The sequence below is a fragment of the Geodermatophilus sp. SYSU D00710 genome, from assembly GCF_054050195.1.
The window spans coordinates 55,377-80,454 of the sequence record NZ_JBJGYX010000015.1; the positions used below are offsets into that span (position 1 = coordinate 55,377).

Annotated in this window: 19 protein-coding genes; 12 read left to right on the forward strand and 7 right to left on the reverse strand. The window is 75.4% G+C overall.

Annotated elements, in window-relative coordinates; all coding sequences use genetic code 11:
• Nucleotides 1-118 precede the first annotated feature (118 nt).
• From ACI78U_RS09520 to ACI78U_RS09540, 5 genes are all read left to right on the forward strand, one after another.
• Complete coding sequence (locus ACI78U_RS09520) at nt 119-1,594, forward strand: purine-cytosine permease family protein (RefSeq protein WP_456875059.1); 1,476 nt, start codon at nt 119-121, stop codon at nt 1,592-1,594.
• On the forward strand, nt 1,591-2,439 hold the full coding sequence (locus tag ACI78U_RS09525) for an N-acyl homoserine lactonase family protein (RefSeq protein WP_456875060.1): 849 nt from the start codon (nt 1,591-1,593) through the stop codon (nt 2,437-2,439). Before ACI78U_RS09520 ends, ACI78U_RS09525 begins: the two co-directional genes overlap by 4 nt.
• A 216-nt stretch (nt 2,440-2,655) precedes the next feature.
• On the forward strand, nt 2,656-3,555 hold the full coding sequence (locus ACI78U_RS09530) for an ABC transporter substrate-binding protein (protein ID WP_456875061.1): 900 nt from the start codon (nt 2,656-2,658) through the stop codon (nt 3,553-3,555).
• 58 nt (nt 3,556-3,613) lie between these two features.
• Nucleotides 3,614-5,266 carry an amino acid ABC transporter permease/ATP-binding protein gene (locus ACI78U_RS09535; RefSeq protein WP_456875062.1) on the forward strand — a complete coding sequence of 551 codons (1,653 nt, stop codon included), beginning with the start codon at nt 3,614-3,616 and terminating at the stop codon, nt 5,264-5,266.
• A 29-nt stretch (nt 5,267-5,295) separates the two neighbouring features.
• Nucleotides 5,296-6,285 (forward strand): phytanoyl-CoA dioxygenase family protein, encoded by a 990-nt coding sequence (locus tag ACI78U_RS09540; RefSeq protein ID WP_456875063.1) that lies wholly within the window; start codon nt 5,296-5,298, stop codon nt 6,283-6,285.
• Nucleotides 6,286-6,299: 14 nt separating this feature from the next.
• On the opposite strand, the gene ACI78U_RS09545 is transcribed toward ACI78U_RS09540, so the two are convergent.
• Complete coding sequence (locus tag ACI78U_RS09545) at nt 6,300-7,124, reverse strand: phytanoyl-CoA dioxygenase family protein (RefSeq protein ID WP_456875064.1); 825 nt, start codon at nt 7,122-7,124, stop codon at nt 6,300-6,302.
• 124 nt (nt 7,125-7,248) lie between these two features.
• Here ACI78U_RS09545 and ACI78U_RS09550 point away from each other — a divergent pair, with 124 nt between their 5' ends.
• Nucleotides 7,249-8,082 (forward strand): helix-turn-helix domain-containing protein, encoded by an 834-nt coding sequence (locus ACI78U_RS09550; protein WP_456875065.1) that lies wholly within the window; start codon nt 7,249-7,251, stop codon nt 8,080-8,082.
• 7 nt (nt 8,083-8,089) lie between these two features.
• Here ACI78U_RS09550 and ACI78U_RS09555 read toward each other — a convergent pair whose 3' ends face one another.
• Entirely contained in the window at nt 8,090-11,140 is a 3,051-nt protein-coding gene (locus ACI78U_RS09555; protein ID WP_456875066.1) for an alpha-mannosidase, read from the reverse strand.
• A gap of 43 nt (nt 11,141-11,183) precedes the next feature.
• On the reverse strand, nt 11,184-12,152 hold the full coding sequence (locus ACI78U_RS09560) for a helix-turn-helix domain-containing protein (RefSeq protein WP_456875067.1): 969 nt from the start codon (nt 12,150-12,152) through the stop codon (nt 11,184-11,186).
• On the opposite strand from ACI78U_RS09560, the gene ACI78U_RS09565 reads away from it, so the two are divergent.
• Nucleotides 12,136-13,017, forward strand: coding sequence for a phytanoyl-CoA dioxygenase family protein (locus ACI78U_RS09565; protein ID WP_456875068.1), 882 nt, complete (start codon nt 12,136-12,138; stop codon nt 13,015-13,017). The genes ACI78U_RS09560 and ACI78U_RS09565 overlap by 17 nt on opposite strands.
• Here ACI78U_RS09565 and ACI78U_RS09570 read toward each other — a convergent pair.
• Complete coding sequence (locus ACI78U_RS09570) at nt 13,007-15,445, reverse strand: glycoside hydrolase family 31 protein (protein WP_456875069.1); 2,439 nt, start codon at nt 15,443-15,445, stop codon at nt 13,007-13,009. The two genes, ACI78U_RS09565 and ACI78U_RS09570, sit on opposite strands and share 11 nt — an antisense overlap.
• A gap of 67 nt (nt 15,446-15,512) precedes the next feature.
• On the opposite strand from ACI78U_RS09570, the gene ACI78U_RS09575 reads away from it, so the two are divergent.
• Genes ACI78U_RS09575 through ACI78U_RS09590 form a run of 4 tightly spaced genes read left to right on the forward strand, consistent with a single transcriptional unit; the run spans nt 15,513 to nt 20,561 of the window.
• Nucleotides 15,513-17,078, forward strand: coding sequence for a glycoside hydrolase family 13 protein (locus ACI78U_RS09575; RefSeq protein ID WP_456875070.1), 1,566 nt, complete (start codon nt 15,513-15,515; stop codon nt 17,076-17,078).
• Nucleotides 17,063-18,547 carry a gamma-glutamyltransferase gene (locus ACI78U_RS09580; RefSeq protein ID WP_456875071.1) on the forward strand — a complete coding sequence of 495 codons (1,485 nt, stop codon included), beginning with the start codon at nt 17,063-17,065 and terminating at the stop codon, nt 18,545-18,547. The genes ACI78U_RS09575 and ACI78U_RS09580 overlap by 16 nt, the downstream gene beginning before the upstream one ends.
• A 26-nt stretch (nt 18,548-18,573) precedes the next feature.
• Entirely contained in the window at nt 18,574-19,794 is a 1,221-nt protein-coding gene (locus ACI78U_RS09585) for a M20 family metallopeptidase (RefSeq protein WP_456875072.1), read from the forward strand.
• 11 nt (nt 19,795-19,805) lie between these two features.
• Nucleotides 19,806-20,561 carry a sulfite exporter TauE/SafE family protein gene (locus ACI78U_RS09590; protein WP_456875073.1) on the forward strand — a complete coding sequence of 252 codons (756 nt, stop codon included), beginning with the start codon at nt 19,806-19,808 and terminating at the stop codon, nt 20,559-20,561.
• Between the two features lie 67 nt (nt 20,562-20,628).
• On the opposite strand, the gene katG is transcribed toward ACI78U_RS09590, so the two are convergent.
• Genes katG through ACI78U_RS09605 form a run of 3 tightly spaced genes read right to left on the reverse strand, consistent with a single transcriptional unit; the run spans nt 20,629 to nt 24,073 of the window.
• Nucleotides 20,629-22,848, reverse strand: coding sequence for a catalase/peroxidase HPI (gene katG, locus ACI78U_RS09595; protein WP_456875074.1), 2,220 nt, complete (start codon nt 22,846-22,848; stop codon nt 20,629-20,631).
• A complete protein-coding gene (locus ACI78U_RS09600; protein WP_456875075.1) occupies nt 22,845-23,318 on the reverse strand; it encodes a Fur family transcriptional regulator in 474 nt (157 codons plus the stop codon). Before ACI78U_RS09600 ends, katG begins: the two co-directional genes overlap by 4 nt.
• 32 nt (nt 23,319-23,350) lie before the next feature.
• Complete coding sequence (locus ACI78U_RS09605) at nt 23,351-24,073, reverse strand: NRDE family protein (protein WP_456875076.1); 723 nt, start codon at nt 24,071-24,073, stop codon at nt 23,351-23,353.
• Nucleotides 24,074-24,152: 79 nt separating this feature from the next.
• Here ACI78U_RS09605 and ACI78U_RS09610 point away from each other — a divergent pair, with 79 nt between their 5' ends.
• Nucleotides 24,153-25,076, forward strand: a complete 924-nt coding sequence (locus ACI78U_RS09610) for a universal stress protein (RefSeq protein WP_456875077.1) — start codon at nt 24,153-24,155, stop codon at nt 25,074-25,076.
• The last annotated feature ends 2 nt before the right edge of the window (nt 25,077-25,078 follow it).

Sequence of the window (25,078 nt, forward strand, 5' to 3'; positions counted from 1 at the left end):
CCCTATTCTTTATACCGTATACAAACCTCGCCCTGGGGAACGGGGCGCTCGAGAGCCCTGCCACCCGTCCCGGCCGGCCGCCGTTCCGCGTGGCACCGGGCATCCGGAGGGAGCACCGATGACCGCCGACGCCGCAGCAGACCGCACCGTCCTCGAGAAGCACCACATCGACGTGGTCGACCCCGCCGACCGGCGGGGGCGGGCGCGGGACCTGTTCTCCGTCTGGTTCTCCGCGAACCTCAACATCGGCGGTGCCGTCTTCGGGGCCCTCGCCGTGGCCCTGGGCAACAACGTCTTCTGGTCGCTGGTGGTCGTCGTCCTCGGCAACGTCCTCGGTGGCACGTTCATGGCCCTGCACTCCGTCCAGGGCGCCCGCCTCGGGGTGCCCCAGCTCATCCAGAGCCGCGGCCAGTTCGGCTTCTACGGCGCACTGCTGCCCGTGACGCTGGCGGCCTTCCTCTACGCCGGCTTCTTCACGCTCACCGCGGTCATCAGCGGCCAGGCGCTGGCCGCGGCCGCGCCCGCCGTGTCGGTCAACCAGGGCGTCCTCGTCAGCGTGGCGATCAGCCTGCTGCTGGCGCTGCTGGGCTACCGGGCCATCCACCTGACCGCGAAGTGGGCGATGTGGCCCCTGGCCGCCGCCGTCGTCGTCGTCACGATCGTGACCGCGGTGACCGTCGCGCGGGAGGGGGTCGTCCTCACCGTCTCCGGCTTCGCCCCCGGCCCGTTCTTCGGCGCCCTGGGGATCATCGCGACGTTCCTGCTGACCTACGCGCCCTACGTCTCGGACTACTCCCGCTACCTGCCGGTCGACACCCCGGCCCGCGCGGCGTTCACCGCGACCTTCGGGGGCGCGGTCCTCGCCGCGGTCTGGTCGGAGCTGCTGGGTGTCTTCCTCGCCTCCCAGGTCGTCGGCAACGACACCTTCCAGGCGGTCGGGGAGGTCCTCGGGGGCGGCGCCCTGGCCGCCGTCGTCCTGGTGGTCACCGCGGCCGCCATCGCGGGCAACAACTCCCTCAACCTGTACGGCAGCATGCTGAACCTGATCACCGCGGCCTCCTCGTTCCGGACCTTCCGCCCGTCGGTCGGCCTGCGGATCGCCATGCTGCTGCCCACGCTGCTGCTCGGGACCTACCTCGCGCTGCAGGCGTCGGCGGACTTCTACGCGCAGGTGGGCAACTTCCTGTCCTTCCTGACGCTGGGCTTCGTGCCCTGGGGCGCGATCAACCTGCTCGACTTCTACCTCGTCCGGCACGGGGAGTACGACGTGCGCGGGTTCTTCGACCGGCGCGGCCGCTACTACCGCGACGCGGCCACCTGGACCTACGGGGGGTTCAACGTCCCCGCCCTCGTCGCCTACGCAGTGGGCGTCGCGGTGGCCGTGCCCTTCGTCGCGAACGGGTGGTACGTGGGGCCGGCCGCCGCGGCACTGGGCGACGCGGACCTGTCCTGGATCCCCGGCCTGCTGGTCTCCTCCGCCGTCTACCTGGTGCTGGTGCGCATCTGCGCCTCCCGGACCGGGGGCCGGGCGTACGCGGACGGCCCGTCGCGGCCGTCCACCCCTCCGTCCGTCCGGGTGGGGGACACCCGGTGACCGGTGGCCGCGCGCGGCGGCTGTTCGTGCTCACCTTCGGTGCCGAGCTGATCCCCAAGTCGCTGTCGGTCGCCGGAGACCCGGACACGCTCTTCTGGGCGCCGATCACCGGGGCCCTCGTCGAGACCGACGCCGGCTGGGTGCTCTTCGACTCGGGCATGCGGCGGGCCAACCACGACGACGCCCGGGTCGACGAGACCTACCGGGGCGGCCGCGACACCCCGGACGACGGGGTCGTCCCCCCGGTCTTCCCGGCCGATCCGGAGCCGGGGCGGTGGACGTGGGGGAGGGACGGCGAACCGCTGAAGGCCGCGCTGTCCGACGTGGGCCTCACTGTCGGCGACCTCGGCCTGGCGGTCATCAGCCACCTCCACTGGGACCACGCGGGAGGGATCGGGCTGCTCGCCGCCGCGGGCGTCCCCGTGGCGCTGCACGAGGACGAGATCGCCTTCGCCCGCTCCGGGGCACCCCGGTTCGAGGAGGGCTTCGACCGCGCGGACTGGGCTCCGGTGGGGGACGGCTGGGTGCCCCTGAGCGGCGACACCGAGGTCGCGCCCGGGGTCACGGCCCTGTCCACGCCGGGCCACACGCCCGGACACGTGTCGCTGCGGGTCGACCTCCCGCAGACCGGCACGTGGCTCTTCCCGTCCGATGCGGCGGAGCTCGCACAGAACTGGATCGACCGGCGGGGGTGTGGTTCCACCACCGGCTCCACCCCCGAGCTGGCGCGGGCGTCGATGGACAGGCTCGCCGCGCTGGCGGCCGCCACGGACGCACGGATCGTCTGCGGACACGACCCCGTCGTCACCCGCGTCGCGGAGCACCCGCCCGGCGGGCACCGCTGAGACCGGCGTCCGCCCCGCGCCCCGGTGCGCGGGCGCGGGCGACGCGGGGCCCGCCGGACCACGGACCAGGGACGGCCCGCTGCAGCGGACTCCGGCGTTCCCTTGACAGACAGCTAATACCGTATAAAGAATCACATAGCACGTGTGATCCCGGTCTCACCGGGACCCCGCATCCCCTGAGCACCCGTCGTCGGATCCCCGACCGAGGAGACAGCCATGAGGAACACCCGGATCTTCGTCCTGACCGCGGTCGCGGGCCTGCTCGCCACCACCGGGTGCAGCGGCGGTGAACGGCAGAACGCGGTCGCCGCCCAGGCCGAGGAGGGCGTGGCCGACGAGGCGGCGGGCTCGTGCGAGGACGTCGGCGAGCAGTACCCGGACCTGGAGGGGCAGAGCCTCACCATCGGCTCGACCCCGGGGCTGAACTACTACAACCTGGTCGACGAGGCGCAGCCCGACGAGGTGATCGGCCTGGAGCCGGACCTGATGCGCGCGGTCTCCCAGTGCCTCGGCTTCGAGTTCACCTACCAGAAGACCGACTTCAACGGCCTGATCCCGGCGCTGCAGTCCGACCGCATCGACCTGATCACCTCGGGCATGTACGCCACCGAGGAGCGGGCGCGGGAGGTCTCGTTCGTGACGTACATGAACGCCTCGCAGTCCGCGGTGGTCCAGGCGGGCAACCCGGAGGGCATCGAGGGCCTCGAGGACCTCTGCGGGACGACCGTCGCCCAGGTGGTCGGCACCGTCGAGGTGGAGCTGGCCGCGCAGCAGAACGAGCAGTGCCTCGCCAACGGGGAGCCGGCCATCGAGACGCTGGACTTCACCACCAACAACCAGATGGTGAGCGCCCTGACCGACCAGCGGGCCGACGTCTTCCTCACCGACACCGGGGTGGCCGCCTACCTCGCCGATGAGTTCGACGGCCTGGAGGTCGGCTTCGACCTGGTGTCGGACTTCCGCTTCGGCATCGGCGTCGGCAAGGAGAACGAAGAGCTGCTCAACGGCATCCGCGACGCCCTCGTCGCGATGCACGAGGAGGACCAGCTCGTTGCCATCGCCGAGGAGTGGGGCTTCTCCGCCGACGCCGTCATCGACCCGGAGATCGTCGCCTGACCTCCCGATCGAGCAGGAGCCCCGAGCCCGCCCGAACCGAACGGACTGAGAGACGGACATGGCCGACTTCTGGTACTACCTGAGACTGCCTGCCCTCTGGGAGGGCGCGTGGGTCGCCGTCCAGATCGCCGCCCTGGCGATGTCCGGGGCCCTCGTGCTCGGGCTCCTGCTCGCGCTCATGCGCGAGTCCAAGCACGCCTGGCTGCGCTGGCCGGCCGCCTTCTACGTGTGGTTCATGCGGGGGACGCCGCTGCTGCTGCAGCTGGTCTTCTTCTACGTCATGTTCCCGGCGGTCGGGGTGCCGCTCTCGTCGTTCTGGACCGCGGTCATCGGCTTCGCGCTGAACGAGGCGGCCTTCGCCGGCGAGATCATCCGGGGCGGCATCCGGTCGGTCGGCCCGAGCCAGGTCGTCGCGGCGCACTCGCTGGGAATGGGACCGGTGCTCACCCTCCGCCGGGTCGTGTTGCCCCAGGCGCTGCGGGCCATCGTGCCGGCGCTCGGGAACAACACCATCTCGCTGCTGAAGGCCACCTCGCTCGCCTCGGTCATCGCCGTGGAGGAGCTGACCCTCGTCGCGCAGACCTTCGTGTCGCAGACGTTCCAGTTCTTCCCGATCTTCGGTGCCGCGGCGGCGATCTACCTGCTCATCACGACCGCGCTGAGCATCGTCCAGAACATGCTGGAGCGCCGGTACTCCCTCGACCGGGAGGTCACCGACCGCAACGGCGTGATGGCCCGGATGCTGGGGATCCGCGGCCGGCGCCGCGGCGGCGAGATGGACGGCGGGACCGGCCCGGACGCTCCACTCACCGGCGGTCCCGGTGCCCCCGTCGGCGCGAACGACGCCGCCGCCACCGACCGGGCGGCCGTGGCCGAGGCCCGCGCGCACGCGGGGGTCACCGCGGTCATCGCCCAGCAGAGTCTCGCCGAGGCCGGCAGCGAGGAGGTCGTCACGGCCCGCGGCGTCCGCAAGTCCTACGGCGACCGGGAGATCCTCAGCGGCATCGACCTCACGGTGCGGCGCGGCGAGGTCGTCGTCCTCATGGGACCGAGCGGGTCGGGCAAGAGCACGTTCCTCCGCCTGGTCAACCACCTCGAGTCCGTCGACGGCGGCGAGATCCTCGTGGAGGGCGAGCACGTCGGCTACCGCCGGGTCGACGGCGTGCTCAAGCCGTCGGACCGGCTGGACCGGGCGCGGGCGAAGGCGCGGATCGGCTTCGTGTTCCAGCACTTCAACCTGTTCGACCACCTGCCGGTGATCGACAACGTCACCATCGCGCCGGTCGAGGTGTTCGGCGAGAAGCCGGAGGCGGCCCGGGCGACGGCACTGGGGCTGCTCGCCGACGTCGGTCTCGACCGGCACGTCCACCACCTCCCGCACCGGCTCTCCGGCGGCCAGCAGCAGCGGGTGGCGATCGCCCGGGCGCTGGCGATCACGCCGCGGCTGATGCTGTTCGACGAGCCGACCTCCGCCCTGGACCCGGAGCTGGTGGGCGAGGTGCTGTCGGTCATGCGGCGGCTGGCCGACGCCGGGATGACCATGATCGTCGTCACCCACGAGGTCCGCTTCGCCCGCGAGGTGGCCGACAAGGTCGTGTTCATGGACGGCGGGCGCGTCGTCGAGGAGGGCACCCCCGAGGAGGTCCTGGAGAACCCGCGCGAGGAGCGGACCCGGAAGTTCCTCAACATGGTCGCCCGCGCGGACGCCTGACCCCGCCCGGTTCCCGAGGAGACCCCGAGATGACGACTCCCCACGTCCGGACCGCCACCGCCGGCTCGCGGGCCGACTGGCTCGAGGACTACCACCGCGACGGCTTCGTCGTCCTCCGCGGGGCGTTCACCCCCGAGGAGGTCGCCGCCGTCAACGCCGAGGCGGTCCGGCTGTGCCGCGCCGACTGGGGCACGGTGGACTTCGACCCCGACACCGTGGCCGAGCGGGACGCCGACGGCCCTGCCGGGACGGCCGGCGCCGCCGACCGGCTCCCCGCCGACGACCGCGGCGACGACCTCGACGACGACCTCGACGACGACCTCGACGACGACCTCGACGACGACGAGGTGCTGCGGCGCTACCTGTGCCTGCACTTCCCGCACAAGGCCTCGCCGCTGGTCCGGGACACGCTGGCGCACCCCGTCCTGGTGGACGCGCTGACCCGCGTCATCGGCCCGGACGTCAAGTCGATGCAGTCGATGCTCTTCCTCAAGTCGGAGGGCAAGCCCGGGCAGGCCTGGCACCAGGACGAGCTGTTCATCCCCACCCGGGACCGGTCGCTCACCGCGGCCTGGATCGCCCTCGACGACGCCCGGATCGACAACGGCTGCCTCTGGGCGCTGCCCGGGTCGCACCGCGCCGGGGTCCTCTACCCCGACCGCGAGCACAACGACCCCCGCTACGACTGCACCGTCGAGGCCTTCGACTTCCCCTACCGGGACGAGGACGCGGTGCCGCTGGAGGTGGACGCCGGCGACGTCGTCCTGTTCAACGGGTACCTGCTGCACAAGTCGCTGCCCAACACGGCCCGCCGGGGGACCCGCCGCGCCCTGGTGCACCACTACATGAGCGCGCAGTCGCTGCTGCCGTGGTTCCACCGGCCCGGCGTGCACCTGGGCAAGACCGACCACCGGGACGTCGTCCTGGTGGCCGGTACCGACCCCTACCGCTGGAAGGGCTACGAGGACCTCTTCGCCGCGGAGGTGCGCCCCGACCGCGAGGGCGGCTGCCGGCGCTGACCGGCGCGCACCGGTCAGGCCGGCAGCCGCGGGTTGAGCTCACCGCCGACCGGGTCCCCCGGAGCGTGGCCCGGGAGCCAGGTGGCCAGGTCGGCGGCCTGGTCCCGGTTGGCCGGCTCGGCGACCCGGACCCCGTCGGCCACGTAGATGACCGTCATCACCTCGCGCAGCACGGCGCTGGTGTTGGGGCGGGCGCGGTGCAGCGTCCAGCCGAGGTGGAAGGTCGCGTCGCCGGCGCGCATCGGGCCGTGCTCCACCACCGGGTACCCGCCCCGGGACAGCAGCTCGGCGAAGAAGTCGTCGGAGGCGTCGGAGATGACGTGCTCGCCGAGCGCGCGGCGGCGGTGCGAGCCGCCGGCGAAGGAGAGCCCGCCCATGTCCTCGGCGACGTCGACCAGCGGCATCCACATGGTGACGGTCAGGTCGGTGTCGAACGGCCAGTACAGCGCGTCCTGGTGCCACGGCGTCCGGCCGCCGCCGGCCTCCTTGTACAGCGCCTGGTCGTGGTAGAGCCGCACCGCGCCGGCGCCGAGCAGCCGGGCGGCGACCCCGGCGAACCGCGCCGCGGTGACGAACCGGGCCACGCCGGCGTCCTGCCGCCACAGGTTCGGCACCTGCAGGAACGCCCGGCCGTAGGTGTCCCGCTCCGCGAGCGGCCGGGTCTCGGTGGCGTGCCGGCGGGTCGCCTCCGAGATCACCTGCCGGTACGCGGCCACCTCCCCGGGCGCGGCCAGTCCGCGCACCAGGACGTGTCCGTCCCGCGCGAACGCGGCCGCGGTGTCGTCGTCGAAGGGGTGGGGGCTGCTCAGGTCGGGCAGCTGCGCGGTGGGCAGGGTCATCTCGACTCCTCGGGTCGGCGGGCGGACGCGGCGGTCGCCGTCGTGGGAGGGACGCTAGGGACGGCACCGCCGACCGGCCGGGAACGCCGTGGCGCCCCGTGCACCGGGTGGTAGGGGGCCGCGCGTGGACACCGGACGGGCGCAGGTCAGCCACCGTGCCGCGCTCCCGGGGCGGCTGGGCAGGGTGCGCAACGCCGGCCGGATCGAGGGCGGGCGCGGGATCCCCCTGCCGGGCCTGCGCCGCTTCGACGGGTACGCGCTGATGCTGGTGTTCGGCGGGGGCGGCCGGTACCGCGACCGGGGGCACGACCTGCCGCTGGTCCCCGGCGACCTGGTGGAGGTGCTGCCCGGCCGCCCGCACTGGTACGGGTGCACCGGGCCGGGGCGGTGGGACGAGGTGCACCTGGTGTTCGAGGGGCCGGTCTTCGACCTCTGCCTGCGGCAGGGGCTGCTGGGGGCGGGCAGCCCGGTGCACCGGCTCGCGCCGGTCGGGTGGTGGCTGGCCCGGCTGGACGGGTTCCGCACCCGGCGCCCCCCGCTGGGCGCCGCCGGGGTCGACGACGAGGTCTGCGACGTGCTGCGGCTGCTCGCCGAGCTCGCCGGCCGGCGGGCCGGTCCCGCGTCCGACGGCGGCCCCGGTGGGTGGCTGGCCCGGTCCCGCGCCCGGCTCGCGGCCGACCTGTCCGAGCCGCTGTCGCTCCCGGACGTGGCCGCCGAGGTGGGCCTGGGGTACGAGTCGTGGCGCAAGCGGTTCCAGGCCGAGACCGGGGTCCCCCCGGCCCGCTACCGGGCGCAGCGGCGGGTCGAGGCCGCGGCGGACCTGCTGCGCCGCACGTCGCTGAGCAACCGCGAGATCGCCGCCAGCCTCGGGTTCAGCGACGAGCACCACCTCGCCCGGCGGTTCCGGTCGGCCACCGGGCGGACCACCGGCGAGTTCCGGCGGGAACCCGGCGGGTGAGGGCGGATCAGTCCCCGGTCACCCCGGTGAACCGGAGCGTGACGATCTGGAAGGGCCGCACCTCCAGCTCCACCGCGCCACCGGCGTTCCCGGCGGATGAGCGGACCGCGCGCGGCGGCACCGCCCGCTCGAGCAGGTCGGTCTCCACCACCCCGGAGCAGCCGAACCCGGGCAGGAGCCGGGTCCGGGTCCGCCGCCCGAGTGCCTCGTAGAGCCGGACGACGACGTCGCCGGAGCCGTCCTCGGCCGTTTTGACCGCCTCGACCAGCACGCCCGGGTCCTCGACGCGGACCAGGGGCGCCACCGGCCGGGCGCCGGTCAGGTGCCGCACCGGCTGGTTGAGCCGCTGGCCCTCGGCCAGGGCGCCGGCCAGGTCGGTACCGCAGACCAGGGACACCGTGAGCCGGTGTCGCCCCTGGTCGGCGTCCGGGTCGGGGAACCGCGGCGCGCGCAGCAGCGACAGGCGGATGACGGTGGGCGCCGGCCCGCGGCGGTCGGGCCGCTCGCGCCGGACGGCGTGGCCGTAGGTGGAGTCGTTGGCGACGGCGACCCCGAAGCCGGGCTCCCCGACGTGCACCCAGCGGTGGGCGCAGGTCTCGAACCGGGCGGCGTCCCAGGAGGTGTTCTCGTGCGTCGGCCGGTACACGTGGCCGAACTGGATCTCGGAGGCGGCCCGCTCCGCGTGCACGTCGACCGGGAACTCCAGCGTCAGCAGGCTGCGCCGCTCGTGCCAGTCGACGTCGAGGTGCAGGTCGACCGCGCGGACCCCGGCGCGGAGCACGGTCTCCTGCCGGACGGTGCTCCGGCCGGTGCGCCGCACGGTCGCGACCACGGCGGCGCCGTCGCCGGCCCCGGTCAGCTCCACCGTGTCGGCCGCCGTCAGGTCTCGGACGCGCCGGTCGACGCTGCGGTCGACATCCCAGGCCTCGTACCGGGCCGGGCGGTCGTCGTGCAGCCGCAGCAGCCCGGCGGCCCGGCCCGCCGGGACCACCTCCCGGTCGAGCGCCAGGTCGACCACGGAGGTCAGCAGTCCCCGCCCGTCGACCTCGACCCGCAGGACCCCGTTGTCGAGGACCCAGCCGCCGCCGGGGTGCTCCGCCGCGGTGACCGGCGCGGCGGTGCCGGGCTCCGAGACCGCCACGGACAGGGCCGGGACACCGGCGAGCGGCACCGGCGCGGAGTTGACGGTGAGCGGCAGGTCGCCCGGTCCGGCCAGCGCGGCCAGCGACCGCTCGACGACCGCCTCCAGGGTGGCGCGGACGCGGGCGTACCCGGCCTCCGCCTCGCGGTGCACCCAGGCGATCGAGCTGCCCGGCAGGACGTCGTGGAACTGCTGGAGCAGGACGGTGCGCCAGGCCCCGGCCAGCTCGCGGGCGGGGTAGGGGACCCCGGCGCGCACCGTCGCCGTGGTCGCCCACAGCTCCGCGGCGCGCAGCAGGTGCTCGCTGCGGCGGTTGCCCTGCTTGGTCCGCAGCTGGGACGTGTAGACGCCCCGGTGGGTCTCCAGGTAGAGCTCCCCGGACCAGACCGCCGGCGCGGGCAGCTCGGCCTCGGCCGCGGTGAAGAAGTCGGCGACGGTGCCCAGCCGCACGCGGGGTGAGCCCTCGAGGTCGGCCGTGCGCCGGGCCCGGGCGAGCATCTCCCGGGTCGGCCCGCCCCCGCCGTCGCCGTGCCCGAAGGGCACCAGCGAGGTGCTGCCGTGCCCGGCCTCCCGGTAGTGGCGCTGGGCGCGGGCGAGCTCGGCGGCGGTCAGCTCGGAGCTGTAGGTGTCCACGGGCGGGCAGTGGGTGAACAGCCGCGTGCCGTCGACGCCCTCCCAGAGGAACGTCGAGTGCGGCAGCCGGTTGGTGTCGTTCCACGACAGCTTCTGGGTGAGGAACCAGCGCGCGCCCGCGGCGGTGGCGACCTGCGGGAGGGCCGCGCTGTAGCCGAAGGAGTCCGGGAGCCACACGTCCTCGGGCTCGATGCCGAGCTCGGTCAGGAAGTACCGCCGGCCGAGCACGAACTGGCGGGCCAGCGCCTCCGAGCCCGGCATGTTCGTGTCCGCCTCCACCCACATGCCGCCGACCGGCACGAACCGGCCCTCGGCGGCCCGGGCGGCCATCCGCGCCCACAGGTCCGGCGCGTGCTCCTGCACCCACGCCCACTGCTGCGCCGAGGAGCAGGAGAAGACCAGGTCCTCGTGCCGGTCGAGGAGGTCGAGCACGTTGGCGAACGTGCGCACGCACTTGCGGACGGTCTCCCGGACCGGCCACAGCCAGGCGGAGTCGATGTGGGCGTGACCGGTGGCGAGGACACGGTGGGCGCTCGCGTGCGCCGGCCGGGCCAGCGCCGGGGCGAGCGCGGCCCGGGCGTCGGCCGCCGTCCCGGGCACGTCGTCCGGGTCGAGCCGGTCCACCGCCCGGTCCAGGGCCCTCAGCAGCTCGGCCCGGCGCGGGAGGTCGGCCGGGAGCTCGTCGGCCAGGCCGGCCAGCACCTCCACGTCGTGCAGCAGCTCCGCGACCTCGACGGCGCGCACCGCCACGTCGGCCTGGCGCAGGACGTACAGCGGCTCGGACGGGGCCGTCGCCGGGTCGCCGAACGGCGTCGGGTGCCACGACCAGGTCTCGGTGACCACGGGGTTGGCGGCCGCCTCGACGTAGAGGTCGACCCGGCCGCCGGCGAGGTCGTCGACGGGCAGGTGCCGGCTGCGGGGCTGCACCGCCTTCACCACCGAGCCGTCGGGCCGGTGGGCCAGTCCCTCCGCCTGCCCGTCGGGCATCCCCGGACGGAAGCCGAGGTCGACGACGACCTCCACGGCGTCGCCGAGCGACCGCCACGCCTCGGGCACCTGCCCGGTGAGGTGGAACCAGACGGTGCTCCAGGGCGGTCCCCACGCCGAGCCCACGGGGAAGGGCTCGAACCGCCGGCGGCGGGCCTCGGCGAAGGGCACGGGCTCGCCGGGCGCGGGCCACGCGGACACGGCCAGGGGGCGCCGCTCCCGGTACAGGTTGGGCCGCAGCAGCTCCTCGACGACGCGTCCGAGTCGGCCGCGGTGGGTGGCCTCGTGGTCGTGCACCGGGTCCTCCGTGGTGGTCGACGGGTCGGTGGGGCGGGTCCCCTCACCCCGCGCGGGAGCGGCGCCGCCACTCCCGCGGCGTGGTCCCCGTGACGCGGCCGAAGGCGCGCCCGAGCTGGGCGTGGGAGGAGAAGCCGACCTCGGCGGCCACCTCCGCCACCGAGCGGGTCGTCGTGCGCAGCAGCTCCGCGGCCCGCTCGACGCGGCGCTCCAGGAGGTAGGCGTAGGGCGGCTGGCCGACCTCGGCGGAGAACAGCTCGGCGAGTCGGGCCCGGGACACCGCGCACGCCGCCGCGAGCTCGTCCAGCCGCCACGGACGGTCGTAGGTGTCGTCGAGCAGCCGGCGGGCCTGCGCGACCACCGGCGAGCGCGGCATGCGCGGCCGGGCCGGGTCGCCGCCGAGCAGGCAGCGCGCCGCCTCCACCACCACCAGGTCCAGCGCGGCCTCGAGCGCGACGTCGCCGTGGCTGCGGTGCTCGGCGACCTCCCGGAGCAACGCGCGGAGGGGGGCGGTGAGGGACGCGCCCTGCGCCGTCCAGAGGGTGCGGGCCGGCCAGGTGCCGGCCAGTGCCGGACGGCGGCGACCGACGACGTCGGCGTCGAAGGCGGCGTAGGCGAAGTGGTGGCGCCCGCCGCCGCGCGCGCGGGGCACCGTCCGGTGCCGGGTGCCCGGCGGGACGGCGACCAGCCAGCCCGGCGCGAGGTGCAGGGTGTGCCCGCCCACCTCCCACCGCGAGGCGCCGTGCAGTTGCAGGAACAGCTCCCACCCGCGGTGCTCGTGGTCGGCGACGGCGAAGCGGTCGCCGGCCCAGTTCTCCCCGGCGTGCAGCAGCCCGCTCGGCTCGCCGTCGGTCTCGGCGTGCAGGCCGGTCTCGGTGCCGCGCGGCAGCCACAGCCGCCAGCCGGAGGCGCCGGCCGGGCCCGCCGGAGCATCCGGCCCGGATGCCGGACGATCCCGCACACCTGCCCCCTCCCCGCCGCCCAGGATCGGGTCCATGACCACCTCAGCCACCTCGACCACCGTGTCCGGTGCCCGCCTGCCCACCGCCGAGGAGACCGCGGCCTACCGCCGCGACGGCTTCCTCGTCGTCCGCGGACTGGTGCCCGCCGAGGTCCTCGACGCCGCCGAGCGGGGCATGGCCCGCTTCTACGCCGGTGACCTCGACGCGCCCTTCCCCGGCCGGACCCGTCACGACTCCGCCGACTGGAGCCCGGTGCACGGGGACGTGCTGCGCAAGAACGACTACGCCTCCCGGATGGTCACCGACCTGGCCACGCTGGTGCAGTGGCCGGGCATCGGGGCCTTCGCCGCCGCCCTGGCCGGTGTCCCGGTGATCCGGCTGTTCCACGACCAGCTGCTCTACAAGCCCGGCGGCCGCGGCGACGACACGGGCAACGTCGGCTGGCACACCGACCGCCAGTACTGGCAGGCGTGCACCAGCGAGGCGATGCTCACCTGCTGGGTGCCCTTCCACGACTGCACCGGGGCGATGGGCGGGGTGTCCTTCGTGCCCGGCAGCCACCGGTGGCCCGAGCAGCGGGGCCTGGACTTCTTCGCGTCCGACCTGGCCGCCCAGCAGGCCGCCATGGCCGCCGCGGGCCACGAGGTCCGCGTGGTCGTGCCCGACCTGCGGCGCGGCGACGTCACGTTCCACCACTGCCGGACGGTGCACGGCAGCGGCCCCAACCGCACCGCGGACCCGCGCCGCTCGATCGCCGTCCACCTGCAGCCCGGGGACAACCGGCACGTCGCCGAGCGGGGCCCCGACGGCGAGCTGCCCTACCACCGCAACGACGAGCTGGTCCGCACGGTGGACGGGCTGCCCGACTACACCGACCCGCGGATCTGCCCGGTCCTCTGGCCGGTCAGCGGCTGAGCAGCACACGCGCGCCCCCCGCGGCGTCCACGGAGACGGTGACGCCGCCGGGGACGTCGCGCGGCACGCCCGCCCCGGTGACGCGGGTGAACGGTCCGGCGCCGAGCACGGTCAGCTCCACGGGGCCCTCGACCGGTCCGACGGTCACCTCCACGCCGTCGCCGTCGGCCCGGTGGCGCACGACCGTCCGGCCCGCGCCGGTGTCCACCTCGTACTCCCCGCCCGCCGACGGCGCCGCCAGCAGCAGGGTGAGCGGCCCGTCGACCGGCTCGTCGACGTGCTGGCGCACCGGGCCCAGCGGCAGGACGGTGTCGCCGCGCAGCCACATCGGGACGACGTCCAGCGGCGCGTCGACGGTCCGGAAGCCGCCGCCCGAGGTCGCCTCGCCGGTGGCCGGGTCCACCCACGTGCCCGGGGGCAGGTAGACGCGGCGGGAGCGGGCGCCCTGCTCCAGCACCGGGGCGACGAGGAGACGGTCGCCGAGCAGGTACTGGTCGTCGACGTCGGCGCACACCGGGTCCTCGGGGAACTCCAGCAGCAGCGGCCGCACGACCGGCAGGCTGGTGCGGCCGGCGGCGACCGACTCGGTCCACAGGTAGGGCAGCAGCCGGTAGCGCAGCTCGACGAACCGGCGCACCACCGCCTCGACCTCGGCGCCGAACTCCCACGGTTCCCGCGGCGGCGTCCCGTGGGCCCGCGCGTGGGAGGACAACAGGCCCAGCTGCGCCCAGCGGACGTAGAGCTCCCCGTCGGGCAGGCCGGAGAACCCGCCGATGTCGTGCGCGTAGAAGGGGAACCCCGACATCCCCATCGACAGCGTCGCGCGCAGCACGCAGGGGAGGTCCTCGAACCGCGCGACCCCGTCGCCGGACCAGTGCACCGGGTACCGCTGGGACCCCGCCCAGCCGGCCCGGGCCCACAGCACCGCCTCGCCCTCGCCGCGGGCGGCCACCGAGGCGTCCCACACCGCCCGCTGGTACAGCAGCGGGTAGAGGTTGCGCATCGCGGTGGGGGAGGCGTCGGCGTAGCGGGCCTGCGGCGGGGCGCCCTCGCCGTAGTCGACCTTGATCGCGGCCACACCGGCGTCGAACAGCGCCGCGAGCTTGTCCTGGTACCAGGCGACCGCGTCCGGGTTGGAGAAGTCGACGAAGCCGGCGTCCTCCCCGTACCCGCCGGCGTAGGTGTAGGTGTGGCCGCTGCTGCGCCGGGCCAGGTACCCGCCCTCGACGCCCTCGTCGAACAGCGGGGAGGCGACGTTGTAGTTGGGCCACTGCCAGAGCGAGACCTTGAAGCCCTGCCCGGCCAGCCGGGCGCACATGCCGGCCGGGTCGGGGAAGCGCTCGGGGGAGAACGTCAGGTCGCAGGTGTAGTCCTTCGCGAACCAGCCGGTGTCGACGTGGATGACGTCGCACGGGATCCGGTGCTCGCGCAGCTCCCGGGCGACCCGCTCGACCTCCTCCTGGGAGGAGTAGGTGATCCGCGACATCCAGAGCCCCAGGCTCCACCGCGGGGGGACGGCGGGTGTGCCGGTCAGCGCGGTGTACCGGGGGAGCGCCTCCCGGGCGGTCCGCGCCGCGACGACGAACAGGTCGAGCTCGGCGGTGTCCTCGACGACGACCGACAGCGCCGAGTGCTCGAGGTCGCCGACCCGGAAGGCCAGGGGCTGGGTGGTGTGCACGAACAGGCCGTAGCCGCGGCTGCTCCAGTACCAGGGGACCTGCTTGTAGGCGGCGGGGCTGGCGTTGGAGAAGGCCTCCTGGATCCACAGCCGCTGGGTGGTGCCGACCTTGTCGAAGCGGCCGAAACCCTCGCCGAACCCGTGCACGTGCTCGTCGTGGCGCAGGTCGAAGGAGGCGAAGGCCGTCCGCTCCCCGCCGCGCGCCGAACCCAGGGGATAGGCGTACCGGTGCAGGAACAGCCAGCGCTGCTCGGCCGGGCTCCACTGCCGCTCGGGCCGGCGCAGGTTCGCGATGTCCACCGGCCTGGTGGCCCACAGCAGCGCCCCGGCGCGGTCGCGCAGCTCCAGCCGCCACGGCTCGCGGACCACGGTCAGCTCGACCGCGGCGCTGCGGACGACCACCCGGTCGGGCTCCTCGCGGACCTCGAGGGGAACCGTGGCGTCGGGCCGACCGGTGAGCACGGGCGAGGGCGGTTCGGCCGCGGGCATCCCGTCGGGCAGGTACCGGACGCGCACGACGTGCGGCGTCCAGAAGTCGATCCGCACCGTCACGTCCCGGCCCGGGACGGGGGCGGCGAACACGGCCTCGGCGACCGTGCCGTAGTAGTCCTGCAGCTCGGGTTCGTGCCGGTCGGTGCCGCAGCGCAGGGTCAGGCCCGCCGCATGCGGCCGGGCCTCGAGCAGCCGGGCGACCAGCTCGACCGGCTGCGGGACCCCGAGGAAGGGCGGCAGCTCGTGGGTGCGGGCCATGGGCGACCTCCCTGGACGGCCTCCGGATAAGATATACAAAGAGGGATCGAGAGGCGAGGGAGGCGGGATGAGCGGCACGGAGGGGACGACGGCCTGGTGGCGGGACGCCGTCGTCTACGAGGTCTACGTCCGCGGCTTCGCCGACGGCGACGGCGACGGGGTCGGCGACCTGCCCGGCGCCCGCGCCCGGTTGCCGTACCTGGCCGGCCTGGGGGTCGACGCGGTCTGGCTGACGCCCTTCTACCGCTCGCCGATGGCCGACGGCGGCTACGACGTCGCCGACCACCGCGACGTCGACCCGCTGTTCGGGGACCTCGCCGACCTCGACGCCCTCGTGGCGGACGCGCACGCGCTGGGGCTGCGGGTGCTGGTCGACGTCGTGCCCAACCACAGCTCCGTGGCGCACCCCTGGTTCGCCGAGGCGCGCGCGGCCGCTCCGGGGAGCCCCGCGCGGGCCCGCTACGTCTTCCGGCCCGGCCGGGGGACCTCCGGCGAGCTGCCCCCCAACAACTGGCGGTCGGACTTCGGGGGGCCGGCGTGGACCCGGCTGCCCGACGGGGAGTGGTACCTGCACCTGTTCGCCCCCGAGCAGGCCGACTTCGACTGGTCGCACCCCGACGTCGGCCGGCACTTCGAGGAGGTCCTGCGCTTCTGGCTGGACCGCGGGGTCGACGGCTTCCGCATCGACGTCGCCCACGGCCTGGTCAAGGACCCGGCCCTCCCCGACGCCCCGGAGCTGCCCGAGCAGCCGCCCGGGCTCTACCTGCCCCAGGGCCCGCAGTGGGACCAGCCGGGCGTCCACGAGGTGTACCGCGCCTGGCGGCGGGTGCTCGACGGGTACCCCGGGGAGCGCACGGCGATCGGCGAGGCCTGGGTGGCCGACACCGCGGCCATGGCCCGCTACGTCCGCCCCGACGAGCTGCACCAGGTCTTCGACTTCGCCTTCCTGCAGGCGTCCTGGACGGCGGACGCCCTGCGCGCCGCGGTGATCCGGTCCCTGGCGGCCGTGCGCCAGGTCGGGGCGCCGGCGACCTGGGTCCTGAACAACCACGACGTGTCCCGCACGGTGACCCGCTTCGGCGGGGGAGCGGCCGGCCTGCGGCGGGCGCGGGCCGCCGCGCTGCTGATGCTGGCGCTGCCCGGCTCGACGTACCTGTACCAGGGCGAGGAGCTGGGACTGCCCGACGTCGACCTGCCCGACGACGCGCTGCGCGACCCGGTGTGGGAGCGCTCCAGCCACACCCGCCGCGGCCGGGACGGCTGCCGCGTGCCGCTGCCCTGGTCCCGCTCGGGACCGTCGTACGGCTTCGGCCCCGGCGCGCCGCCCTGGCTGCCCGTGCCGGCCGGCTGGGGGGAGTGCTCGGTCGAGGCGCAGACCGGGCGCGAGGACAGCACGCTGGAGCTGTACCGCCACGCGCTCGCCCTGCGCCGGCGCCACCTGGTGCCGGCCGGCCCCGACGTCGCCTGGGTCGATGCCGGCGCCGACGTCCTCGCGCTGCGCCGGGGCGGCGTGCTGTGCGTCGTGAACCTGGGCCCCGGTCAGCTGCCCGACCCCGAGGGCGCGCGGCTGCTGCTGAGCAGCGAGCGCATCCCGGGCGCACCCGACACCGCGGCCTGGTGGGCACTGCCGTGACCGCCCGCCGCACCGCCGCCGAGGGGACCGCGGGCGCGGTGGCCACCGCCCACCCGCTGGCCACCGGGGCCGGGCTCACCGCCCTCGCCGACGGCGGCAGCGCGGTCGACGCCGCCGTCTGCGCCCAGGCGGTCCTGTGCGTGACGTCCCCGCACGCCTGCGGGGTCGGCGGCGACGTGCTGGCGCTGGTCGCCGAGCCGGGCGGGCGGGTGCGGGCGGTCAACGGCACGGGACGGTCGGCGGCCGGCGCCGACGGGGACCTGCACACGCAGGGCGGGGCGAGCGTCACGGTGCCCGGGATCGTCGACGGGTGGGCGCGGCTGCACGAGCGCTGGGGACGCCTGCCGTGGCGGCGTGTCCTCGCCCCGGCGCTGGCCCTGGCGGCCGACGGCGTGCCGGTCGACGACGACCTGGCCCGCGCCGCGGAGGTCCACCGGCCCCGGCTGGAGCGGGGCGGCGGCGCGGGCTGGTCGCTGCTGGCGCGACCGGCGCGCTGGCGCCAGCCGGAGCTGGCGGAGCTGCTCGAGCGGCTGGCGACGCACGGTGCGCCGGCGTTCTACCGCGGCGAGGTGGCCGCGGTGGTCGCGGCCGCGGTGCGCGCCGACGGCGGATGGCTCGGGGAGGAGGACCTCGCCGCCCACCGGACCCGGGTCGCCGACCCGGTGTCGGTCCCCTGGCAGGGCGGGACGGTGCACGTCCAGCCGCCGTCGAGCCAGGGCGTGCTGCTGGCGCTGGCCCTCGACGCGGTGGAGCGCCGGCTCCCGGCCGACGCGGCCGCGCTGCTGGCCGGCCCGGCGCGCGAGCACGTCCTGGTCGAGGTCACCCAGGCCGCCTTCGCCCACCGGGACGGGTGCGCGGACCCCGCGGCGGTGCTGGCCGCCGACGTGACCGTCGACGCGGCGCGCGCGTCGCGCCGCGGCGGACCCCGGGCGTACCTGCACACCGCGGGCGTCGCCGCCGTCGACGCCGCCGGCACGGTCGTGAGCTCGCTGGTGAGCGTCTTCGACGACTTCGGTGCCGGCACCTTCGTGCCGCGCTTCGGGTTCACGCTGAACAACCGCGCCGGCGGCTTCACCGGCGGCGCGAACCGGCCGCGGCCGTCGGCCCTCCCGGTGCACACCCTCGCGCCCGCGCTGCAGGTGGGGCCCGGCGGCGTGACCGGGCTGGCGACGCCCGGCGCGGACGGGCAGGTGCAGACCCTGCTGCAGGTGCTCGCCCGCCGCCGCTACGACGGCGTCCCCCTGGCCGAGGCGGTGGCGGCGCCCCGCTGGCGGAGCGAGGACGGCGCGCTGCTGGTCGAGGAGGACCACCCCGCCGCCGCGGACCTGCACGTTCGCGGCCACGACGTCGTCCCGCTGCGGCCGGGCGACGACCGCTTCGGCGCCGTCGTCGCCGTCTCCGCGACCCCCGCGGCCGGCACCTCGGCCGTCGCCGACTGGCGGCGGGGCACGACCGCCGCCGCACTCTGACCCGCCACCCCGGAGGAACCGTGCCCGTGCCAGCCGTCGAAGACCTGCGCTCCGCCGTCGAGGAGGACCGGGAGGACCTGGTCGGCTACTGCGCCGACCTCGTCGCCGCGCCGAGCGTGAACCCGCCGGGGGACACCCGCACCGTGGCCGCGGTGGTCGCCTCCTGGCTCGCCGGGCGCGGCATCGCCTCGCGCACGGAGGCCTGCGAGCCCACGATGCCCTCGGTGGTCGCCGAGCTCGACAGCGGGCGCCCGGGGCCGCACCTGGTGCTCAACGTGCACCTGGACACGATGCCGCCCGGCGTCCTGGGCGAGTGGACCGTGCCCGTCGCCGAGCTGACCCGCCGGGACGGCCGGCTCTACGGGCTGGGCATGGGCAACATGAAGGGCGCGGTCGCGGCCATGTCCTGGGCGCTGGCCACCCTGCGCGACACCGCCGACGCGTGGGCGGGCCGGGTGACCTTCACCGCCGTCGCCGACGAGGTCGTGTTCGGGGACAACGGCGCGGCGTTCCTCCTCCGCACCCACCCCGCGCTGCTCGGGGACGCGCTGCTGTGCGGCGAGGGACCCGGGTTCCGGCGGGTGGCCGTCGCCGAGAAGGGCGTGCTGTGGCTGCGGGTCGACGCCCGCGCCGAGGGCGGCCACTCCTCGGCCGTGCAGCCGGGACGCTCGGCCGCCGCCGTGATCGCCGAGTGCGTCCGCCGGCTGGACGCGCTCACCGGGCGGGCGGTGGTCCCGCCGCCCGACCTCGCCGAGGTCGCGCGCGAGGGGGATCCCGGTGTCCTGCTCTCGGTCAACGTCGGCCGCGTCGAGGCCGGCACGTTCGTCGGCCAGATCGCCACCTCCGCCTCCGCCGAGGTGGACCTCCGGCTGCCCCCGGGCCTCGGCGCCGACGAGGCGGAGGACCTGGTGCGCGACCTGCTCGCCGACCTCCCCGGGACGACCGTGCGCCGCACGAAGGGCTGGGACGCCAACGGGACGGCCGTCGGGTCCCCCTTCGTGCGGCACTTCGCGACCGCCGTCCGCCGGCTCCGCGGCACCGAGCCCGAGTACGCCGTCCGGCTGCCGGCCAGCGACGCCAGCCGGTGGCGGTCGCGGGGCGTGCCCGCGATCTGCTACGGGCCGCAGCCGACCCTCTCCGCGGGGGTGGACGACCACGCGGAGGAGCAGGAGGTGCTCGACTCCGCGGTGCTCTACGCCGCCACCGCGCTGGCCTTCCTGCAGCCGACGCCGGCCGCGCGACCGTAGGGGCGCGGCCGGTGTCCGCTGTCGACCTCCTCGTCGCCGCGGGGGTGGCCCTGCTGGCGGGCGGCGTCAACTCGATCGCCGGCGGCGGGTCGCTGGTGCTGTTCCCCACCCTCGTCGCGCTGGGCCTGGGCACGGTCGAGGCGAACGTGACCAACTCGGTGGTCCAGTGGCCGGGCTACCTCGGCGGGGTGGCCGGCTTCCGCCGCGAGTACGCCGGCCAGCGTCGCCGGCTGGTCCGGTTCGGGCTGGTCGCGCTCCTCGGCGGGGCGGCCGGCAGCGTGCTGCTGCTGACGACGCCGTCGGAGGCGTTCGACGTCGTCGTGCCGGTCCTCGTGCTGCTGGCCAGCCTGCTGCTCGCGCTCCAGCCGCTGCTCAACCGGCGGCTCCGGCACAGGGAGGACCGGGCCGCCCGCCGGGACCCGGCCTGGCTGTACCTGCTGCTGTTCCTCGCCACCGTCTACGGCGGCTACTTCGGCGGCGCGCTGGGCGTCGTCCTCGTCGGGCTGCTCGGGCTCGCGCTGCACAGCCTGCGGCTGGCCAACGCGCTGAAGTCCGCGCTGTCGGCGGTCACGGCCACCGTCAGCCTGGTCGTCTTCGCGGTCTTCGGCGACGTCCACTGGGGGGTCGTGGCGGTCGCCGCGCCGGCCAGCCTGGCCGGCGGCTTCCTCGGCGCCCGCATCGCCGGCCGCATCCCGACGACGCCCCTGCGGGTGTCCATCGTCTGCTTCGGCGTCGCCGTCTCGGTCCACCTCTTCCTCCGCCTCTGACCGGAGCCCGGACGCACGGATGCCCCGGCCCGCGCGGTGCGGGCCGGGGCATCCGGAGGGGGAGTGCCTACCGCAGGTCGAAGCGGTCGAGCTCCATCACCTTCACCCAGGCAGCGACGAAGTCCCGCACGAACTGCTCCTGGGCGTCGTCGGCCGAGTAGACCTCGACGATGCCCCGCAGGATCGAGTTCGAGTTGAAGACCAGGTCGGCCGCGGTGGCCGTGCGCACGACGTTCCCGTCGGCGTCCAGCCCCTCGTAGACGCCCTCGGTGTCGACCGAGGTGCGCCACGAGATGCCCAGGTCGAGCAGGTTGCGGAAGAAGTCCTGGCTCAGCACGCCGGGCCGGTCGGTGAAGACGCCGTGCGTCGTGCCGCCGGTGTTGGCGCCGAGCACCCGCAGGCCGCCGACCAGGAGGGTCATCTCCTTGGCGGTCAGCTCGAGCATGTAGGCGCGGTCGACCAGCAGCGTCTCCGGCTGGAGCTTGCTGCCCGGCGCGATCCAGTTGCGGAAGCCGTCGGCCCGCGGCTCCAGCCAGCGGAAGTTGTCGACGTCGGTCTGCTCCTGGGAGGCGTCGGTGCGGCCCGGGTGGAACGGCACGGTCACCTCGACGCCGGCGTCGGCCGCGGCCTTCTCCACCGCCGCGGAGCCGCCGAGGACGATCAGGTCGGCCAGCGAGACCCGCGTGCCGGTCTGCTGCTCGAACTCCTCCTTCACCCGCTCGAGCACCGGCAGGACGTCGCGGACGCCCGCGTTGACCGCCCAGCCGATCTGCGGCTCGAGCCGGAGCCGGGCGCCGTTGGCCCCGCCGCGCTTGTCGGTGCCGCGGTAGGAGGCAGCGGCCGACCACGCGGTGTGCACCAGCTGCGACACGGTCAGGCCGGAGGAGAGCAGGCGCTGCTTGAGGTCCGTGATCTCCGCCTCGCCGACCAGCTCGTGGTCGACGGCGGGGACCGGGTCCTGCCAGATGAGGTCCTCGGCGGGCACGTCGGGACCGAGGTAGCGGGTCTTCGGGCCCATGTCGCGGTGCAGCAGCTTGAACCAGGCCCGGGCGTACTGGTCGGCGAAGTACTCCGGGTCGTTCCGGAAGCGCTCGGCGTACACGCGCAGCTCGGGGTCGACCTTGAGCGCCATGTCGGCCGTGGACATCATCGGCGGGTTCTTCTTGCCCTCGATGTGCGCGTCGGGGACGAGCTCCTGCGCCTCGGGGTTGCTCGGCTGCCACTGCTTGGCGCCGGCCGGGCTCTCGACGAGCTCCCAGTCGAAGCCGAACAGCGTCTCCCAGTAGGAGTTGTCCCAGGTGGTCGGCGTCGGGGTCCAGGCGCCCTCGAGACCGCTGGTGATGGTGTCGGCGCCCTTGCCGGTGCCGTGCTGGCTGATCCAGCCGAGACCGTTGCCGTGCACCGGGCAGCCCTCGGGCTCCGGGCCGACCAGCTCGGGGTTGCCCGCGCCGTGGGTCTTGCCGAAGGTGTGGCCGCCACCGATCAGGGCGACGGTCTCCTCGTCGGTCATGCCCATCCGGCGGAAGGTCACCTTGATGTCGTGCGCGGAGGCGAGCGGGTCGGGCTGGCCCTTGGGACCCTCGGGGTTGACGTAGATGAGCCCCATGGTCACGTTCGCGAGCGGGCCCTCGTCGAGGTCGAGGGGAGCGTCGCCGGCGTAGCGCTCGTCGCCGAGCCAGGTGTCCTCGGGTCCCCAGAAGGTCTCCTTGGGCTGCCAGGTGTCCTCGCGGCCGAAGGCGAAGCCGAAGGTCGGCAGGCCCATGTCGTCGTGCGCGACGTTGCCGGCGAGCACCAGCAGGTCGGCCCAGGAGAGCTTGCGGCCGTACTTCTGCTTCACCGGCAGCAGCAGGCGGCGGGCCTTGTCGAGGTTCGCGTTGTCCGGCCAGCTGTTGAGCGGGGCGAAGCGCTGGCCGCCCTCCCCGCCGCCACCCCGGCCGTCGGCGATCCGGTAGGTGCCGGCCGCGTGCCAGGACATCCGGATGAACAGCGGGCCGTAGTGGCCCCAGTCGGCCGGCCACCAGTCCTGCGAGGTGCGCATGACCTCGACGAGGTCGCGCTTGACCGCCTCGACGTCGAGCCCGGCGACGGCCGCCCGGTAGTCGAAGTCCTCGCCGAGCGGGTCGGAGTCCTTCGAGGGCTTGTTCAGCACCGACAGGTCGACCTGGTTGGGCCACCAGTCGCGGTTGCTCTGCGGCCGCCGGTTGGTGACCTGGGTCGGCGAGGGGATCGCAGGGTTCTCGCTCTCGCTGGTGCTCTCGGTCTCGACCTTGTTGCGCTCGTCCTTCACGGTGTGCCTCTCTCTGGTGCGGAACGGTCGAATGGCGAAGAGGTGGCCGGGGCCGTCGCGCAGGACCGGCAGCGGCCCCAGTAGATGACCTCGGCCTCGTCGACGAGGAAGCCCCCGTCGCCGGAGGGGGTGAGGCACGGAGCCTCGCCGGTGGCGCAGTCGACGTCGGTGATGGCGCCGCAGGACCGGCAGACCAGGTGGTGGTGGTTGTCACCGACCCGCGCCTCGTAGCGCGCGACGGAGCCCTGCGGCTGGATGCGCCGCACCAGGCCCCGGTCGGTCAGGACGCGCAGCACGTCGTACACCGCCTGGTGCGAGACCGCCCCCATGCGGGCGCGGGCGGCGCCGATCAGCGCCTCGGTGTCGACGTGCGGGTGCGCGTGGACGGCGGCGAGCACCGCCAGGCGCGGGCGGGTGACCCGCAGACCCGCCGCGCGCAGTGCGCGTTCGAGGTCTGCGGCGTCCGGCACGCCGCCGATCCTCCCGCCCTCTCTTGAACGAGTCAAGAACCGAGCGGCGCGTCCTCACCGGGGCCGGGCGCGGTGAGGACGAGCGCCTGCCAGGGCTCGGGGATCCAGGGGCGCCGGCTGTGCTCCAGTCGCAGCGCGCCCGGGCGGGCCTCGATCAGCTCGCCGAACACGGTCGCGAAGACCAGCCCGTCCTCCTCGTGGCGGACCACCAGCGCGCCCGGGTCGTCCTGGGGCGGCGCGCTGCGGACCAGCGCGCGCCACCCCTCCGGGACCTCGGCGGCGGCGAACGCGGATTGGTGGCGGTCGGCCTTGCGGTCCTCCGGGCCGCCCGAGGTGATCATCGTCGTGCCCTCGCCGTGCGCGGTCGTCGTCAGCGTCGCGCCGTCGAAGTCCCAGGTGGTGAGGCCCTCCGGGGTCGCCAGGACGAGCAGGAAGCTCGCCATCCCGTCCAGGCGCACCTGCGCGGGCCAGTCCGCGCCGTGGGCCACCCCGAGCAGGGGGAGGACGCCGCGGCTGGCGGCACCCGCGTCGGCGGTCCGCTTCTGCGGCCGGTTGAGCACCAGCGCGGTGACGCCGGTGCCGACGTCGGTGGCGGCCCAGGTGCCACCGGCGACGCGGTCCCGCCCGCCGACGACGTCGGGCAGCTCGGGCCACCACCGGCCCGGGTCGTCGAACTCCCGGGTCGTCAGCTCGTCGCGCAGCGCCAGGATGCGGACCGGGTGGCCCGCCGACCAGCGCACGACCACCGTGCACACCCGGGCGATGCTCCCAGCTGCCGGTGGTCCGGGTCGACGGCGGGTAGGGGAGCGGGACCGGGACGCGGGAGGGAGCACCGTGGACGACACGACGAGGCCGCGCGAGGTCGTGGTGGGGACCGACGGGTCGGCGGGCGCGCGCACCGCCCTGGCCTGGGGCCTGCAGGAGGCGCGGCTGCAGGGCACGGCGGTCCGGCTGGTCACCGTCTGGCCGCAGGACCGGCCGCCGCACGCCCACGACGGGGACCTCGGCCGGCCGGACGTCGCCGACCTCGAGGCGGAGGTGCGGTCCCGCATGGGGGTGGAGGCCGCCGAGGTCGCCGCCTCGACCGGGAGCGAGGCCGTCCCGGTCCACCCCGAGGTGCGCCACGGGCACCCGGTCCAGCAGCTGGTCGACGCCGCCGGCGAGGACGGGCTGCTCGTCGTCGGCTCCCGCGGCCGGGGGCCCCTGCGCGGGGCGCTGCTGGGCTCGGTCGGCCAGCAGTGCGCCCAGCACGCCCGGGGCCCGGTCGTCGTCGTCCGGGACGACGAGTCCACCCACGGCGCCGTGCCCCGGCAGGGCGCCGGGAGCCGGGTGCTCGTCGGGGTCGATGGCTCCGCGGAGTCGGTGGCCGCGGCGCGCTTCGCCGCGTCCGAGGCGCGGCTGCGCGGCGCGGAGCTGCACGTCGTGCACGCCTGGACCGACACGGTGTCGGGCTACGGCGGCCCGCCGTGGGCGGTGCCGGAGACCACGCTGCGGGAGCAGGCCGACGTCACGCTGCGCTGGGCGGTGCACGACGCGTGGGACGGCGAGGCCCCGGGTGTGCAGCTGCGGGCGGAGATCCTCGAGGGCGTGGAGTGGGACGTGCTCACCGAGGTGGCCGACTCCGCCGACCTGCTCGTGGTCGGGTCACGCGGCCGGACCGCCTGGTCGGGTCTGCTGCTGGGCTCGGTGAGCCTGCGCTGCATCGCCTACTCGCCGTGCCCGGTGGCGGTGGTCCGCGCGCCGCGGGCCGGGGGGTGAGC

Excerpts from the sequence above, each read along its gene's own strand:
- ACI78U_RS09570 (WP_456875069.1), bottom strand. The coding sequence starts at position 15,445 with ATGGCCCGCACCCACGAGCTGCCGCCCTTCCTCGGGGTCCCGCAGCCG.
- ACI78U_RS09545 (WP_456875064.1), bottom strand. The coding sequence starts at position 7,124 with ATGACCCTGCCCACCGCGCAGCTGCCCGACCTGAGCAGCCCCCACCCC.
- ACI78U_RS09575 (WP_456875070.1), top strand. The coding sequence starts at position 15,513 with ATGAGCGGCACGGAGGGGACGACGGCCTGGTGGCGGGACGCCGTCGTC.
- ACI78U_RS09530 (WP_456875061.1), top strand. The coding sequence starts at position 2,656 with ATGAGGAACACCCGGATCTTCGTCCTGACCGCGGTCGCGGGCCTGCTC.
- ACI78U_RS09520 (WP_456875059.1), top strand. The coding sequence starts at position 119 with ATGACCGCCGACGCCGCAGCAGACCGCACCGTCCTCGAGAAGCACCAC.
- ACI78U_RS09535 (WP_456875062.1), top strand. The coding sequence starts at position 3,614 with ATGGCCGACTTCTGGTACTACCTGAGACTGCCTGCCCTCTGGGAGGGC.
- ACI78U_RS09565 (WP_456875068.1), top strand. The coding sequence starts at position 12,136 with ATGACCACCTCAGCCACCTCGACCACCGTGTCCGGTGCCCGCCTGCCC.
- ACI78U_RS09540 (WP_456875063.1), top strand. The coding sequence starts at position 5,296 with ATGACGACTCCCCACGTCCGGACCGCCACCGCCGGCTCGCGGGCCGAC.